Source organism: Paenibacillus sp. R14(2021) (assembly GCF_019431355.1).
Lineage (GTDB): Bacteria > Bacillota > Bacilli > Paenibacillales > Paenibacillaceae > Paenibacillus_Z.
The window spans coordinates 5,034,557-5,048,029 of the sequence record NZ_CP080269.1 but is presented as its reverse complement, the minus strand read 5'-3'; the positions used below and the strand labels follow the sequence as shown (position 1 = coordinate 5,048,029).

The window sequence follows — 13,473 nt, the reverse complement described above, 5'->3', positions numbered from 1 at the left end:
CGCCTCCGCAGTTGTGCTTGCCGGCAGGTTCGCGTTATGATGGTACTAATGATATTTGCGCACGTACGGACAAGCAGGAGGCTTCCATACCATGATGCATCGGTTGCTGCATTTTCCCTCGCAATGGGAATGGCATATGCTTCACGCCAAACGGCCGGACAGCTTCGGTCTCAGCCGCAGCGGCAAGTCGGCCGCACGGACGCATGCGCCTGGAAGCAGCGATCCCTTAGACACTAGGGCTGCAGCTGAGCTTACGAACCAGCAATTCGACCGCGAGCTTGCCGCTTGGCTCCAGGAAGTGGAAGACTGCACGCACAATCAAATCTCCGTAACCGAGCTGCCCGGCGGACATTCTCTGCTTCACGGCACGCTGATGTATCAGGTTTCGGACGATATGAGCGACATCGTGCCGCTCCACTTTCGGATCACGAACGAGAAGCTGGTGACGTATCAGCATGACATGCGGCTGTCCGTCCGGCTTCAGAACGATCCGTGGCAGGAGAAGCTTCACCGCTGCAAGGCCGCTCCGGAAGGCTTCTTCGTGATGCTCAGCTTGATTCTGGAGACGTTTCATACCGGCCTTGACCTATTCGAGACCCGGCTTGGCGAGCTGGAGTCGAAAATGAGCCGTCATAACCGGACAGGGCTGATGAACACGATTTTCGAGCGCCGGTATGAGCTGCTGCACTGGAGCCATCTCTTCATCCCCATCAAGGAAATTAACAACGCTGCCAAAGAAGCGTTCATGGACGAGCTCGAGCAATTGGAAGAATTCAAGCGGATGGAGCTCAAGCTCGACCGCATTCAGAACCTCCTTAATCATTATGCGATGGAAATCGATACGCTGCTCATGATGGATGATGCCATCTCGAACTTTCGCGGCAACGATATTATGAAAACCTTGACGATTTTCACTGCCTTATTCATGCCGGCGACGGTGATCGGTGCGATCTGGGGCATGAATTTCAATTCCATCCCATGGGCAAGCGAGCCTTGGGGCTTCATCGCGGTGAGCTCCTTCATCGTCGTCACGACGCTGCTGATTTACTGGTGGCTGTGGAATAAAGGCTGGACGGGCGATTTGCTGAACGGACGATCAAACCGAGGTGTCGTCGGGAATAGGAACGCGGATGCTGCCAGGTCCAGCCATGACAGCGGAGCGGGCGTCACGGATCAGCCGCTGGTTCCGCGCCGCGACAGAGCAGCGGGAAGCCTGACGACGCTGACCACCGTCTCCAAAGACACCTCGGCCCCAATGAAAGCCGAAGATGTAGGGCTGCCTTCACGGTCGAGCCGCTGACGGCTGCCTGAGGGACTCATCCAGCTTTGGCATATTACGCTATAGAAGCAAAAAACCTCCAATCCTTACAGGATTGGAGGTTTTTTGTTTACCCTTTAGGATGGAGCTGCTTAATGTCCACGACGACGATACAGCGGTCATCGGACTCCAGGTCCTCCCGCGGTTCGCGGGCGAACAAGGCGGTCTCCAGCTCAGAGAGTGAGGTTGTCGCGCCGTATGGCTGCAGCAGCGTCGTCAAGCTCGCCCCGCGGTCTTCTTCATAGTCGCTGCCGACGAGATCGTAGATGCCGTCCGTCAGCAGGATGATCCGATCGCCGGTGCCGATGCTCATCGTATGCTTCTCCAGCGTAATCTCGCTGAACAAGCCGATGGCTGCACCGCCCTGCGCGAAATGCTCGACCGTGCCGTCCGCCCGTATGATCATGCCCGGCGGATGCCCCGCATTCACGTAATCCAGTGTCCCTTTACTCAGATCCACCGTCATGTACAGCCCTGTAAAATAATATTGAATGAGCTGATCCGCAAACTGCAGCTGCAAGGACCTGCGGTTCAGCTCCTTCACGACCCGCTTCGGCTCAATCTGCTTCGTCATGGCTTCCTTCAGCACGGATGCAATGAACATGCAGGCAAGCGACGAGCTGATGCCGTGGCCCATGGCGTCAACAACTGCAACGCCGTAGCGATTATCGTCGATGCGATGCCAGGCGTACAAGTCGCCCGACAGCTCCTCCGACGGACGGAATATCGCGTCGATGGCCATCCCTTCGTCGTCCACAGGCTGAGGGAGTGCTGCGAGCTGCACTTCTCTGGCAAGCTGCAGCTCCTCTCTCACCCGGCGGTCGCGATCCTTATGCCAATCCTTCTGCTCCTTGAGCCGCAGCGCTACGCGAATACGCGCGAGCAGCTCGATACGGTTAATCGGCTTGGTCACGTAATCGATCGCGCCGGCATCCAGCGCCTCCGCCAGCTTCTTGGAATCCCCGATTGCCGTCACCATAATGATGGGGATGTCCTGCAGCCGCGGCGATTTCTGAATCATCGCGCAGGCCGTAATGCCGTCCACGCCAGGCATCATCATATCCAGCAGAATCAAATCGATGCCGTGATTATCCTGTCCTGCCGCGCCTTTCGGCTCATGCCCCTTCGCATCCAATCCCAGCAAAGCAAACAGCTCGCTGCCGCTTGCCGCCGTCAGCATATCCGTATATCCTGCCCGTTTCAATATTTCTCTAACTACCGTGATATTCATGGGATTGTCATCGACGACGGCTATGCGCATCTTCCATCTGTTTGCCGCTCCATCTCGACCGGTCAATTTATTCATTGCCGTTTCTCTTCTCCTATAGGCTCTTATTTTCTGACGAACACGCGCTTGCACCCGCTCTGCCGCCGATTCTCTTCGTTACCCCTCCAGACCGCGATTGAATCGTGATGCCGGGCGCGCTGGGACAGCAGCCTAACGCACACCGGCCCAGCCGCTCATACAATGAGAACAAGGAGAGTGGGAGCAGCTATGAGTAACGGCAGTACGATGGATATGCGAACGGCCATCTTCTTGGCGGCTGTCTGCGGTCAAACCTACATGCAGTACGACAATAACGGTCTATTTCTCTTGCCTGAAACCTACCGTCTCGTAGGCTCGTTCAGCGCCGCGTCCTACGCGGGCAGCGAAGAGCCGTTCGGCTTCGTGCTGGAATCCGACCGCGCGGCCATTCTCGCCTTCCGCGGTACCAGCTCACCCACCGATTGGGTGACCGATATGATTGCGCAGCAAACCGTATTCAAGCCGCTAGGAAGAACCCTCATGACGCACCGCGGCTTCACGGACCTCTACATGGCCGCGCGCAGCACGATCTTCCGACTGCTGGACAGCGTTCCCGCCAGCAAGCCGCTGTTCGTTACCGGCCATAGCCTCGGCGGCGCACTGGCCACGCTGGCTTCAGCCGACATCGCCGCCAATCGCAAGACGGAAAGCCTCATCACGTATACGTTCGGCGCGCCCCGCGTCGGGGATCCCGCCTTCGTACGCAGCTATAATGCGCTGGTGCCGATTTCGTTCCGCATCCAGAACGAATTCGATGTCGTGCCGCATCTGCCGCCGCTCGTCTACACCTCGCCGAAAACAGACAAAACCTATTACTACATGCACGTTAAGGAAGAGGTTAAACGAAGCTTCCGCAATGGAAGCGTAGGCGGAAACCATGTGATCAGCAGCTATTTTGCCGACTTGGCGAGGGATGCCTCTGCTTTCACGGCAGCCATCTGCTCAGGCCCGCCGGGCTGGTGCCCCCTTAAGTAAGCTATCCGCCCGCAGCCGAAGGATTCTCGTCTCTTGAACGGGGCGTATCAGCGCACACGAAGAAGATCCGTAATCCGGCTCCGCTCCGCCTTGGTCAGCCCCTTCAGCACAAGCTCGTACGAATGTGTGATCATATCGCAGATTTCTTCCAGCGGAATGGAGCCGTCGACCGTAATGGAATTCCAATGCTTCTTGTTCAAGTGATAGCCGGGCTTCACTGCCTCGTGCTGCTGACGCAGGTTTTCGGCGATGACGGGATCGCATTTGAGCGCGATGTCGTTCTCCGAAATCAGCGCGAACATCTTGCCGCCAACCTTCATGACGAGCGGCTCCGGGCCAAACGGATAATCCTTCGCTGCGCCTTTCATGGACATGCAGTGCGCGATTAACGGTTCCACTGCCGCACCTCCTTTATTTAAACCGGCGTATAGGCTGTAAAAGCCGCCGCTTGTCCGTAATAAACACCGGCTTCATCGTATAAATTCCACACCACAGCTTCTTCGATGCGAAACCGCCGGCCGCTGCTGGATATACGAATGCCATTGTAATCGTCGATATAGCCCTGCGCCGCCACGGCCTCCATAAACTGCTGCCGATCCGACTGAATCATCGGCTCGGCCGTATGCTTCGATTCCATTGCCGTGAATTGGCTCCAATCCATCTCCCACAGCTGCAGCGCCGCTTGGTTGCCGTAATTCAAGACTGGATCCTGCTCTGTTCCGTGCGACAAGATCACGATCGGTGCTTCGAACAGCTGGCTCGCGATCGACTTGCCTGTATCGAATGACATCAACGGCTTGTTCAGCAGCCGACGATAGCTGTCTGCAATAATAGCTGCATGGCGTTCTCCCGCACCAATGCCTGTAAGCTCCATAAGTTCAAACCCCCCATCTGCTTGTAGAAAAGGCCTTTTTCGCCGCACGGCGAAATCGGCTCCCTTCATGTAAAAAAACTGAAGGCGAGAATCACCTTCAGTTCTTTGGCTGCTGTTATACGCCCATTTTCTTGCGCTGGTTGTTTACTTTTTTCGTGTTTTGGCTCTTCATCGTTTGCTGATTGCCGCCTGGACCATGCTTTTGCTTGCCCCCGTTTGCCTGCTCCAGCTTCTTCTGCGCGAGCTTCTGCTTCACGGCATCGGCAAGGGAAATCTTCTTCGGCTGGTTCAGCTCTTGCTCTTCCGGCGTCGATTGATTTTCTGACATTGAGATCACCTCGTCTGTTTGTACTACTTGTATTGTAGCGCTTTTTGTCCTTGCTTTCCAGTGTCTGCAAGCATCATTCTGACGTCAGGCATGCAAGTGGACCGTTCGTTATTCCCGCAGCGCATCCTTCAATCTCGTCGACATCGAATCCGGTCCGCCGCTTCGCATCAGACCGCGAAGTCTGGCCAGCTCCTGCTGCAGCCGAAGCTTGTCGCTGCGCAGCTGCTCATTCTCCGCGAGCGCGGCTGCCAGTCGTTCTTCCACTGAAGAAATCGGCTCTTTCATTGCCGCTGCCTCCTTCCATCTTCGCAACTTCTCTCTGCAGGTCTATTGTAGCCTATTTCACGCTGACGGCAACCTTTTGCGTCGTCACGAGCGTATTTTTGCTGTTATAGGCCCTCACGACGACCTCGATCTTCTTCCCTTTATAGGGCGCGAAGTTGATCTCGGCCGTCCATGGCAGCGAAGTTACCGCGGCGATCGTTTTACCGCCAATGTCGTAGGTGACTTTGCTCAGCGTCGGCGACCATGTTTTCACGTAAGCGGATATGCTGTGCAAGGAAGCCGACACCGGCGATGCGGCGCTGGCGGGCTTATAGGCCACCGGCGACTCATCGCCGATGCTGCTTAAGTAGAACGGGTTCGCGACGGACTGCTTGTAGCCGTTCAGCAGCTTCGCATTGGCCGAAAGCATATAATATTTGATTCGAGCGGACGCATCATGGTTACTGTCAAACCAGAATACCGCCTTGACACGGGGATACAGCATCGGCAGCGACGCGTAAAACTCTTTCATCTTGTAAACGGCCCAGTCGGTTACGTCCTGCTTCTTCTCCGGATACATGTATGCCACGCCGCCCTCAGATATGAATACCGGCTTGCGCGCCGCATACAGCTTGTAGATCTGATCGAATTTCTCGATATGGCTGGAGCGGTCCTCGCCCTGCTTCAGCGGGTCCAGCGCAGGGTTGAAAATCGAATACAGACTGACGCCTACCCAATCGACCGCATCGTCGCCGGGGTAATAGTCTTGAATGTTGTATTCCGGCAGGCGGTCAGGCGCCCAGACCATCACGACGTTGTTCGGCGCCTCTTGATGGAACACTTTGGCGACGAGCCTGAATTTATCGATGTAGTTCTTGGGGTCCTTCTCATGCCATTTTACCCAATCGCCGTTCATTTCATTGGCAAACCGGAGGAAGACTTTCACGCCGGAGGCTTCGATGTCGCGCGCCAGCTGATGCAAATATTCGTCATCCTTCACTTCGCTGAGACCTTTCAGCGGCTGAATGCCAAGCTCGATCGCCGTGCCGGCTGCAAGCGCATGGTTAAGATGGCTTTGAATGCTTGCGAGCGGCTGTCCATAAGTAAAATAAATCAAATACGCCGCATGCTTCTTCGCAGTCAGCACCGGAAATTGCTCCGTATAGAACGGCTTCGCGGTTTGCGCATTATGCACAGCAGGGTCCAGCTCAGCGTATGCCCCCAGGTATGCTCCATTGTTGGGCTCGAATTTCGCACCATGCGTGTTGCTGCTGCCGACTGCATCCGCCGCCGTCTCCACATAGAGGCTTGCCGTGCTGCGAAGCATGTCCGCTCTGCGCTTGGCGGCAATGCTGATCTGCGTCTGTCCCGCTTTGCCGGCATACTGCGCCTCTAAGTCCCAGCCGGCCACGGCATCGTCGTATTTCTTCAGCTTCGCGTAATCGTCGCCGATGCGCCGGAACATGCCCGCGGCGTTGCCGTATTCCTTCTTCTTCACGAACTCAGGCGCGATCAGCTTGTATTTGGCAATCGCGGTGGCATAGTTGCCCTGGCTCTCCAGCTTCTGCGCTTCTTTATAGAGGCCCCATACGTCCATGGCCTGCACCTCATACGCATGGATCGTCGTAAATGCAGTCACAATCGTGACCATTGCAAGCAGCAGCTTGCGGCCAAATGTCCAAATCTTGCTTCTCCTCTTCACCGTTCGTTCCCCCTGGCTTGTCATATGCACTAGAATAGGCTTCCATTTTACACCAATGAATTGGAAATCAATAGACATTATTTTACACAAAGCGACATCACACTGCAGCTCACTTGGGATTGCCACCCAGTTGTATTCACCTGTCCAATTTCTCTATAATTAGCGTATAAGCATCACCGTACATTAGGAGGCCTAATTCCGTTGAAGAAATCCATTCTTATTCCTGTCGTCGTCCTCGGTCTTGCGCTCGGGGCTGCCTTCATATCGACCCATGACTCGCTTATTCAAGATGTTTTCGGCAATCCGGCAGCAGCTTCGACGGGCGGCGGCAAGACAAGCACCCCGCCGACGAAAAGCAGCAGCCAGCCCGCTTCCGCGCAGACCGGCACCGACAGCTCGCAGGCAGCCGGGAGCCAGTCGGCCCTTGCGCAGTTCCTGCATGATAATGCACCTTCGCGGACGATCGTGAAGCGGGACGGGATCGCCTATGTCACGAATTCGACAAGCCCGCTCGTGCTCGTAAACAAGAAACGCGAGCTGGAATCCACCTATGTTCCGAGCGATCTGGTCAAGGTAAACATTCCATTCTCGTTCTCCGGCGCTAATCCGAAGCAGCAGCTGCGCAAAGTCGCCGCGCAAGCCATGGAGAAGCTGGTAGCGGGCGCGAAGAAGGACGGCATCGATCTCAAGGGCGTATCCGGCTACCGTTCCTATGCGTCGCAGAAAGCGATCTTCAGCGCGTACGCGAAGACGCACGGCGAGGAAGAAGCGAACACGTTCAGCGCGCATCCCGGGCAGAGTGAGCACCAAACCGGCCTCTCGATGGACGTATCCAGTGCAAGCGTGCAATACGGCTTGGAGCAAAGCTACGGGGAAACCAAGGAAGGCAAGTGGCTGAAAGCCCACGCTGCGGATTACGGCTTCATCATTCGCTACGAGAAGGGCAGCGAGAAGCAGACCGGCTACATGTACGAGCCCTGGCATGTCCGCTACGTCGGCGTTTACATCGCCAAGGACATCAAGAAGCTCGGCGTAACGCTGGAGGCGTACTTAGCACGCTTCTAACCTATTGCGCATGCAATTATCGCAGCATTTGGGCACGAAAAATGGCTTTGCAGTCTCAGGATTGCAAAGCCATTTTCATGTTCAGACGACGTCCTTGCAAGCGGCAGCCCTTATTGTCCCGTCTGTCTATATGCCATAAGAGGCCGCCCCTTCGCGGGACAGCCCTTCTTCCTGCTCAAAGCTGAAACGCCATCAAATCCCGTCCCATCGTGATCTTCCCCGTGTAAATATCCCGCATCCCCCCTGTATACGCCGCTTCCGCTTCCTCCGTCGGATATGGCGCGGGAATGTGGTGCGTCAGCACAAGATGAGGCACCTCCGCCTGGCGCGCCAGCTCCGCCACCTCCAACGTCGTGGAATGATACTTTGCCGGGTTGGACAACGACTGCGCCTGCTCCGGAAACTCCGCGATGAGCGAATCGAGCCACGCTTTGTTGTAGGACTCGTGAATGAGCAGATCCGCACCCTTGCTGTACTTGACCATATCGGCAACGGGAACCGTATCCCCTGAGATGACCACTGATTTGCCGTTGTATTCGATTTTGTAAGCCAAGGCGGGATAGACCGGCCGATGATCGACCTCGAACGCTGTGATGCGGACACCCGCCTCGTCGTAAACGACGCCCTCGTTGCGCTCGAAGTATTGGATCTTGGCGCCGTCATTCGCCGACAGATTATAGCTGACCCGCAGGCTCGCATCGAAATCGAAGGAGTCGCGCATCTTCCCGATAATGTCCCGTGTCGTCGTCGGTCCATACACGTTCATCGGCACGGTCCGGCCTTCGAAGACACGGCCGGGAACGACATGCGTGCGCCAGCTGGAGATGAAGACATCGAAGAAGCCCGAGTTGTGATCGCTGTGATGATGCGTGAAGAAGACATCCGAAATTCGCTGCGGCATAACGCCGGCTTTGATCAGCTGATCCACCACGGCCCCGCCGCAGTCGAAAAGGAAAGCCTTACCTTCTGCTAATACGACGACCGAGGATTTAGCGCGGCCGGTGAATGCTCGCGGCGTTCCGGTACCCAGCAGGATCACCTTCAAGTGCCCGTGAACGTCCGGTAGGACTGTTTCTTGCTGCTGAATCAGCATGTTCATTACCTCCCAGGCTGTCTGTTATTTCGATTGTCGAACTTCGTCCAGCAAGGAGAGATCGATCAATTCGCTTAAATCCAGCTTGTCTTCTTCCTTGATGCCCTTGATATACCCCGCATCGAACGATACTTTGGCCATCGTCTTGATGACATCCAGATCAACACCCTCGGTCAAATTCAAATGGTCCAGCGCCGCTTTGATCCGCTTCGCATCCATGCCTTTGCCGCTAAGCGCTTTGAGCTCATCGCTTATGAGATCGTACGCTTTGTCTGGATTCTGCTTAATGAAGTCGATGCCTTCTTCATTCGCCCGGATGGCTTTCTTAGCCAAGTCACGATGCTCCTTCAGGAACTTGTCGCTCGCCGTGAGAATCGTAAGCGGGTAATTACCGTCATTCGGCGGGATTTTGTCCCAATCGACCAAGACGACGCCGGTCCCCTCTTCCACCATTTGCGTCCCCCATGGCTCGGGAATGAGCGTGGCATCGACCTCCTTCTGACGAATGGCAACAAGCGTATCCGCAGGCGCCCGGGTAATAATTTGCACGCCGGAGCTGTCCGTTGTCACCTTCAGCCCTTCTTGCTGCAGCAGCAGGCGCAAGGAGATTTCGTTCGTGCTGCCCTTGGTCGGAATCGCTACGGTTTTGCCGACCAGATCCTTCACGGAGCCGATCCCGGCGTCTTTGCCTGCAATCAGGACCGCTCCGCCGTTATTGGAGCCGGAGATGACCCGGAAGTTCTTGCTTTTCAAATATTGGTTGATGGCAGGCCCAGGACCCACATATCCGAGATCGATCTGATTCGTCGCGATCGCCGTGGAGAAATCCGAGCCGTTATCGAAGGCAATCACCTCGATGGTCACGTTCTTGCCGAACTCGTTCTGAAAATAGCCGTTCTGGAGCGCAACAAAGCCTGGTGCGTGCGTGACGTTCTTCAATATCCCGATCTTCACGGTCAGCTCGCCGTCCGCTGCCGTCGTTTCCTTGTTCGAGCCGCAAGCGGACAGCATACCTGCCGCCATGATCAGCAAGCCGAGTACGATGAGCAATTTTTTCATTTTCTTCCCCCTATGAATGCTTTATTTCTTCGCTGCATGCAGCCCGAAGCGCAGCATGATGCCTTCCTCCAGCCGTTTGAAGCAGAAGTGATCGGATATGGTACCGATAACGGCGATAATGATGACGATGCAGAGCAAGGTGGCCGTATCGCCGATATCCCGGCTGTCCTGCAGCGTTTGTCCGAGACCGACACCCCGGGCGATCAGCTCGCCTGCCGTCAGCGCCCGCCAAGCGAATGCCCATGCGACACGCACGCCGGTAATCAAGTGCGGGAACGCAGCCGGCAGCATGACTTGATAGAACAACCGAAACCCGCTGCCCGCTCCCATCATTTGCGCCGCCCGGAGGTGAATCTTCGAAATTTGCATGATGCCCGTGCGGCTCGCCATGGACATCGTCCACGTCGCGCCGATCGTCGTGATGAAGATAACAGACAGGTCGTTCAGTCCAAACCAGATGATGGCGAAGGGCAGCCATGCGATGCTTGGCACCGTCTGCAGGGCGACAACAAGGAACCCGAAGGTCTCGTCAAAGAAGCGGTACCGCGCGAACAGGAAGCCTAGCGCCGTTCCGATTACGATCGAGATCACGAAGGAAAGGATAAGCCTCCGCAGGCTGGCGACGATCGCCCCCAACAGGTGGCCGTCCGTGAATCCGTCATAGAACGCCTCCAGCGTCTGCATCGGCGAAGGAAACTTCCAGCCCCAGTCGAATATTCTATATCCCAATTCCCAAATTACGATCAGCAGCATCAGAAACAGCGTTCTTCTTAATGCGGTATTCATGGCCTATCTCCTCCCGAACGACTTTCTCCAGCTCCTCCGAGAGCGTCTCCATAATAGTGTTCTCGTAATGGTGCAGCAGCGGATCCGCGGTGTCATGAGGCCTCGCCGCTCGAATGGCAAACGCCTGCTTCACCCTGCCCGGCTGCGTCGACATAACCAGTACGCGATCGGAGAGCAGCACCGCTTCCCGAATGTTATGGGTGATGAATAAGATCGTCATCCCCGACTTTAGCCAGATCTCCTCCAGATCCTTCTGCAAAATATAGCGCGTCTGCTCATCGAGCGCCGCGAACGGTTCATCCATCAGCAGAATGTCCGGCTCCATGACGAGCGCCCTCGCAATCGCTACTCGCTGCCGCATGCCGCCGGAGAGCTCATGCGGGTAACGGTCAATGAATTTGCTTAAATGCACCGATTTGATCGTCTCGAATGCCCGCTCATAACGCTCTTTCTTCGCCATTCCCCGCTGCTTCAAGCCAAAAGCAACATTATCGATGACGTTCAGCCAAGGAAACAGGCCATGCTCCTGGAAGACGACGACCTTGCCGGCGCCCGGCCCCTTGACGGGTTCTCCGTTTACCTTGATCGTCCCCTCGTAGTCCGTCTCGAACCCGGCGATCAGATTCAGCAGGGTAGACTTGCCGCAGCCGGAAGGTCCCAGCAAGGAGACGAATTCCCCCCGTTTGATCCGAAAAGAAACTTGGTCCAATGCTGTATAAGCAGGACCTTTCTTCTGGGCAAAAGCTTTACTGACATTGTCGACCTCGATCATGCCCGTTCCCCTCCTAGCTGTACCATTAGATCGCCGCGAAGAATCGGCTCGGATCCTGGATAACGATTTGTTTCTTCGTGTAGGCGATCAGCCCCAACTCCCGCCACTTGTTCAGCATCTCGGTGACGGTCTGCCTGCTGCAGCCGATCACATAGGAGATTTCCTCATGGCTCAGCTGAAGCTGTACTTCGACGGTCCCTTCATGCTCGCTGCCCAGCTGCATCAAAAACCAAGCAAGCCGCCACGCAACCGGCCGGCTGATCAGCGTTTCCACCATATTCTGCGTCTGCAGCAGTCTTCGCGCGGTGGTCACGGCAAGCGCGAAGGCGAACGTCGCGTCGGTTATCGCCAGCTCCAGAAAAAGTCGTGATTCCAGCGTGATGACCTGGCTTTCCATCAAGCATTGCGCATACCGCCGGCGCGGAAGCTGAGTCAGGAGCTCCGCATTGCCGAACACCTCGCCCGGGTAACGCAGAAACAGCGTGATGCCCTGCCCTTCCTGGGAGGACTGTGAAATCTTGATCAGTCCTGTCTCCGTGTAATGCGCGGCGGAAGGCGCATCATTTTCCTGGAAAATAAACTCGTTCTTGCGGTAAGTCTTCAAGGATCCGTGTTCGCGGAAGATGCTTGCGATCACGTCCTTGACGGCATCCGCTCCTTGTTCATTCTTCTGCTTGTTACGATCGTCCACCACTTCATCACCTCTATACGCGAAATCGCTATATGCGCGAATGTGTTTTGTATTATTCCGACTATTCTGATGAGATATATGGATGATAGCATATTTATCCCCTAGATAATGTCGGGTATCCGACAAAATGGATTATTTTTTAGCTGAAGCATACAAAAAGAGCCGTCCCGCCAGTCATCATCAGATGACCGGAGACAGCTCCCCTTATCATTCCCTTGTGTTATTGCAGCTGCTGCTGCTCGATCCAAGCGACCCGCCTGGACTTTTGCCCTTCCAGGCCAGACTCCGCATTCGTCAGCTCCGACTGCAGCTTCCTTACATAACGGCTGACCTCAGTCCGCGCATCCTGCGCACGTTCCTGCGCTTCATTAACCCGCTTCTGCACGATCCAATCCGTGATCAGGCCGTCAAACCAATAATCGCCGAACTTCAGCAGGCTGCTGATATCGATCTGAATATCGACGCTCTGCTTCAAATCCTCAAGCTCATCACGAAAGCTTCGCATCCGGTAGATCGCTTCCGATATGGCTTGCTTCGCGTCATCCATATGACCGTGCTTCAGGTGCGTGCTGATCAAGCCCCCGCCGCCCCAGAGATCCCAATTCCCCCAGCTGCTCGCCTTGTTCAAGCTCTGCAGCGCCTCGTCCAAGGCGGACAGCACGCCCGTGCCGGCGGTGACCGCCTCGCGAAGCTCCCTCGACAGAACAGATCCTTCGGCAATGCCATCCTCCATCCCTGCCAGTTCCTGCGCCATTTCGGGCAGGCTGCGCAGCGCCGCTTCCTTCTCGCCAAGCAGCCGGACATATTCCTGCTCCGCGTTCATACAGCTCGCAATCTCATCGCCTGCAAGGCGAATGTCTTCCTTAAGGCGGATCAGCCCCTGCTTCGCCTCCTGCAGCTGCAGTGCGGCGGCGAGCACCTGCTGACGTTCCGTCTCCAGCTGCTCCTGCTTGCTTCGCAGCAAGGTGTGGAACAGATTCGTCACCGACATGCCGGTGAGCTTGTCGACATCGGCCTGCTCCGCGTCCAGCTGCACCTCCAGCTTAATGATCGCCATCTCCTGCTCGTTCACCCTCGCACGCAGCAGCTCCTGCCTTCGCTGCGCCTTATGAAGCTGATGCTTGCGTTCCTTGGCTTCTACTAATCGATCGAATTGAAAGTCCGACATGCGGCTTCCCTGCCTCCTTCTCGTTACCCCTGTACATGGATATACGCGGCAGGAGAGATGACGATGCTAAAG

Annotated in this window: 15 protein-coding genes; 3 read left to right on the top strand and 12 right to left on the bottom strand. The window is 55.9% G+C overall.

The features are described 5' to 3' along the window. Positions 1-91 precede the first annotated feature (91 nt). Complete coding sequence (locus KXU80_RS23395; protein WP_219835529.1) at positions 92-1,300, top strand: magnesium transporter CorA family protein; 1,209 nt, start codon at positions 92-94, stop codon at positions 1,298-1,300. A gap of 88 nt (positions 1,301-1,388) precedes the next feature. Here KXU80_RS23395 and KXU80_RS23390 read toward each other — a convergent pair whose 3' ends face one another. Further along, positions 1,389-2,624 (bottom strand): PP2C family protein-serine/threonine phosphatase, encoded by a 1,236-nt coding sequence (locus KXU80_RS23390; protein ID WP_258171126.1) that lies wholly within the window; start codon positions 2,622-2,624, stop codon positions 1,389-1,391. A gap of 189 nt (positions 2,625-2,813) precedes the next feature. Here KXU80_RS23390 and KXU80_RS23385 point away from each other — a divergent pair, with 189 nt between their 5' ends. After that, positions 2,814-3,599 carry a lipase family protein gene (locus KXU80_RS23385; protein WP_258171125.1) on the top strand — a complete coding sequence of 262 codons (786 nt, stop codon included), beginning with the start codon at positions 2,814-2,816 and terminating at the stop codon, positions 3,597-3,599. A gap of 47 nt (positions 3,600-3,646) precedes the next feature. Here KXU80_RS23385 and KXU80_RS23380 read toward each other — a convergent pair whose 3' ends face one another. The 5 genes from KXU80_RS23380 to KXU80_RS23360 all read right to left on the bottom strand — a co-directional run bounded on the left by KXU80_RS23380 (position 3,647) and on the right by KXU80_RS23360 (position 6,767). Beyond that, entirely contained in the window at positions 3,647-3,973 is a 327-nt protein-coding gene (locus KXU80_RS23380) for an MmcQ/YjbR family DNA-binding protein (RefSeq protein ID WP_219839198.1), read from the bottom strand. A gap of 41 nt (positions 3,974-4,014) precedes the next feature. Continuing rightward, a complete protein-coding gene (locus tag KXU80_RS23375) occupies positions 4,015-4,473 on the bottom strand; it encodes an MEKHLA domain-containing protein (protein WP_219835528.1) in 459 nt (152 codons plus the stop codon). Positions 4,474-4,588: 115 nt separating this feature from the next. Further along, positions 4,589-4,801 (bottom strand): hypothetical protein, encoded by a 213-nt coding sequence (locus KXU80_RS23370; RefSeq protein WP_219835527.1) that lies wholly within the window; start codon positions 4,799-4,801, stop codon positions 4,589-4,591. 108 nt (positions 4,802-4,909) lie between these two features. Next, the gene (locus KXU80_RS23365) at positions 4,910-5,086 is read right to left on the bottom strand and encodes a hypothetical protein (protein WP_219835526.1); all 177 of its coding nucleotides are present in this window, start codon (positions 5,084-5,086) and stop codon (positions 4,910-4,912) included. A gap of 52 nt (positions 5,087-5,138) precedes the next feature. Then, positions 5,139-6,767, bottom strand: a complete 1,629-nt coding sequence (locus KXU80_RS23360; protein ID WP_258171124.1) for a glycoside hydrolase family 26 protein — start codon at positions 6,765-6,767, stop codon at positions 5,139-5,141. A 201-nt stretch (positions 6,768-6,968) separates the two neighbouring features. On the opposite strand from KXU80_RS23360, the gene KXU80_RS23355 reads away from it, so the two are divergent. Next, entirely contained in the window at positions 6,969-7,832 is an 864-nt protein-coding gene (locus tag KXU80_RS23355) for a M15 family metallopeptidase (RefSeq protein ID WP_258171123.1), read from the top strand. Between the two features lie 175 nt (positions 7,833-8,007). On the opposite strand, the gene KXU80_RS23350 is transcribed toward KXU80_RS23355, so the two are convergent. The 6 genes from KXU80_RS23350 to KXU80_RS23325 all read right to left on the bottom strand — a co-directional run bounded on the left by KXU80_RS23350 (position 8,008) and on the right by KXU80_RS23325 (position 13,401). After that, positions 8,008-8,925 (bottom strand): MBL fold metallo-hydrolase, encoded by a 918-nt coding sequence (locus KXU80_RS23350; protein WP_258171122.1) that lies wholly within the window; start codon positions 8,923-8,925, stop codon positions 8,008-8,010. A 24-nt stretch (positions 8,926-8,949) separates the two neighbouring features. Further along, a complete protein-coding gene (locus KXU80_RS23345; RefSeq protein ID WP_219835524.1) occupies positions 8,950-9,984 on the bottom strand; it encodes an ABC transporter substrate-binding protein in 1,035 nt (344 codons plus the stop codon). Between the two features lie 21 nt (positions 9,985-10,005). Continuing rightward, a complete protein-coding gene (locus KXU80_RS23340) occupies positions 10,006-10,770 on the bottom strand; it encodes an ABC transporter permease (protein ID WP_258171121.1) in 765 nt (254 codons plus the stop codon). Beyond that, the gene (locus KXU80_RS23335) at positions 10,703-11,542 is read right to left on the bottom strand and encodes an ABC transporter ATP-binding protein (protein WP_219835523.1); all 840 of its coding nucleotides are present in this window, start codon (positions 11,540-11,542) and stop codon (positions 10,703-10,705) included. The genes KXU80_RS23340 and KXU80_RS23335 overlap by 68 nt, the downstream gene beginning before the upstream one ends. Before the next feature lie 25 nt (positions 11,543-11,567). Next, positions 11,568-12,233: a Crp/Fnr family transcriptional regulator gene (locus KXU80_RS23330; RefSeq protein ID WP_219835522.1), complete on the bottom strand. Its 666-nt coding sequence runs from the start codon at positions 12,231-12,233 to the stop codon at positions 11,568-11,570. Positions 12,234-12,453: 220 nt separating this feature from the next. Continuing rightward, positions 12,454-13,401: a hypothetical protein gene (locus KXU80_RS23325; protein ID WP_219835521.1), complete on the bottom strand. Its 948-nt coding sequence runs from the start codon at positions 13,399-13,401 to the stop codon at positions 12,454-12,456. Positions 13,402-13,473: the final 72 nt, after the last annotated feature.

Coding starts and splice junctions, on each gene's coding strand:
- KXU80_RS23395 (WP_219835529.1), top strand. CDS start 92: ATGATGCATCGGTTGCTGCATTTTCCCTCGCAATGGGAATGGCATATG.
- KXU80_RS23390 (WP_258171126.1), bottom strand. CDS start 2,624: ATGAATAAATTGACCGGTCGAGATGGAGCGGCAAACAGATGGAAGATG.
- KXU80_RS23385 (WP_258171125.1), top strand. CDS start 2,814: ATGAGTAACGGCAGTACGATGGATATGCGAACGGCCATCTTCTTGGCG.
- KXU80_RS23380 (WP_219839198.1), bottom strand. CDS start 3,973: ATGTCCATGAAAGGCGCAGCGAAGGATTATCCGTTTGGCCCGGAGCCG.
- KXU80_RS23375 (WP_219835528.1), bottom strand. CDS start 4,473: ATGGAGCTTACAGGCATTGGTGCGGGAGAACGCCATGCAGCTATTATT.
- KXU80_RS23370 (WP_219835527.1), bottom strand. CDS start 4,801: ATGTCAGAAAATCAATCGACGCCGGAAGAGCAAGAGCTGAACCAGCCG.
- KXU80_RS23365 (WP_219835526.1), bottom strand. CDS start 5,086: ATGAAAGAGCCGATTTCTTCAGTGGAAGAACGACTGGCAGCCGCGCTC.
- KXU80_RS23350 (WP_258171122.1), bottom strand. CDS start 8,925: ATGCTGATTCAGCAGCAAGAAACAGTCCTACCGGACGTTCACGGGCAC.
- KXU80_RS23345 (WP_219835524.1), bottom strand. CDS start 9,984: ATGAAAAAATTGCTCATCGTACTCGGCTTGCTGATCATGGCGGCAGGT.
- KXU80_RS23340 (WP_258171121.1), bottom strand. CDS start 10,770: ATGAATACCGCATTAAGAAGAACGCTGTTTCTGATGCTGCTGATCGTA.
- KXU80_RS23335 (WP_219835523.1), bottom strand. CDS start 11,542: ATGATCGAGGTCGACAATGTCAGTAAAGCTTTTGCCCAGAAGAAAGGT.
- KXU80_RS23325 (WP_219835521.1), bottom strand. CDS start 13,401: ATGTCGGACTTTCAATTCGATCGATTAGTAGAAGCCAAGGAACGCAAG.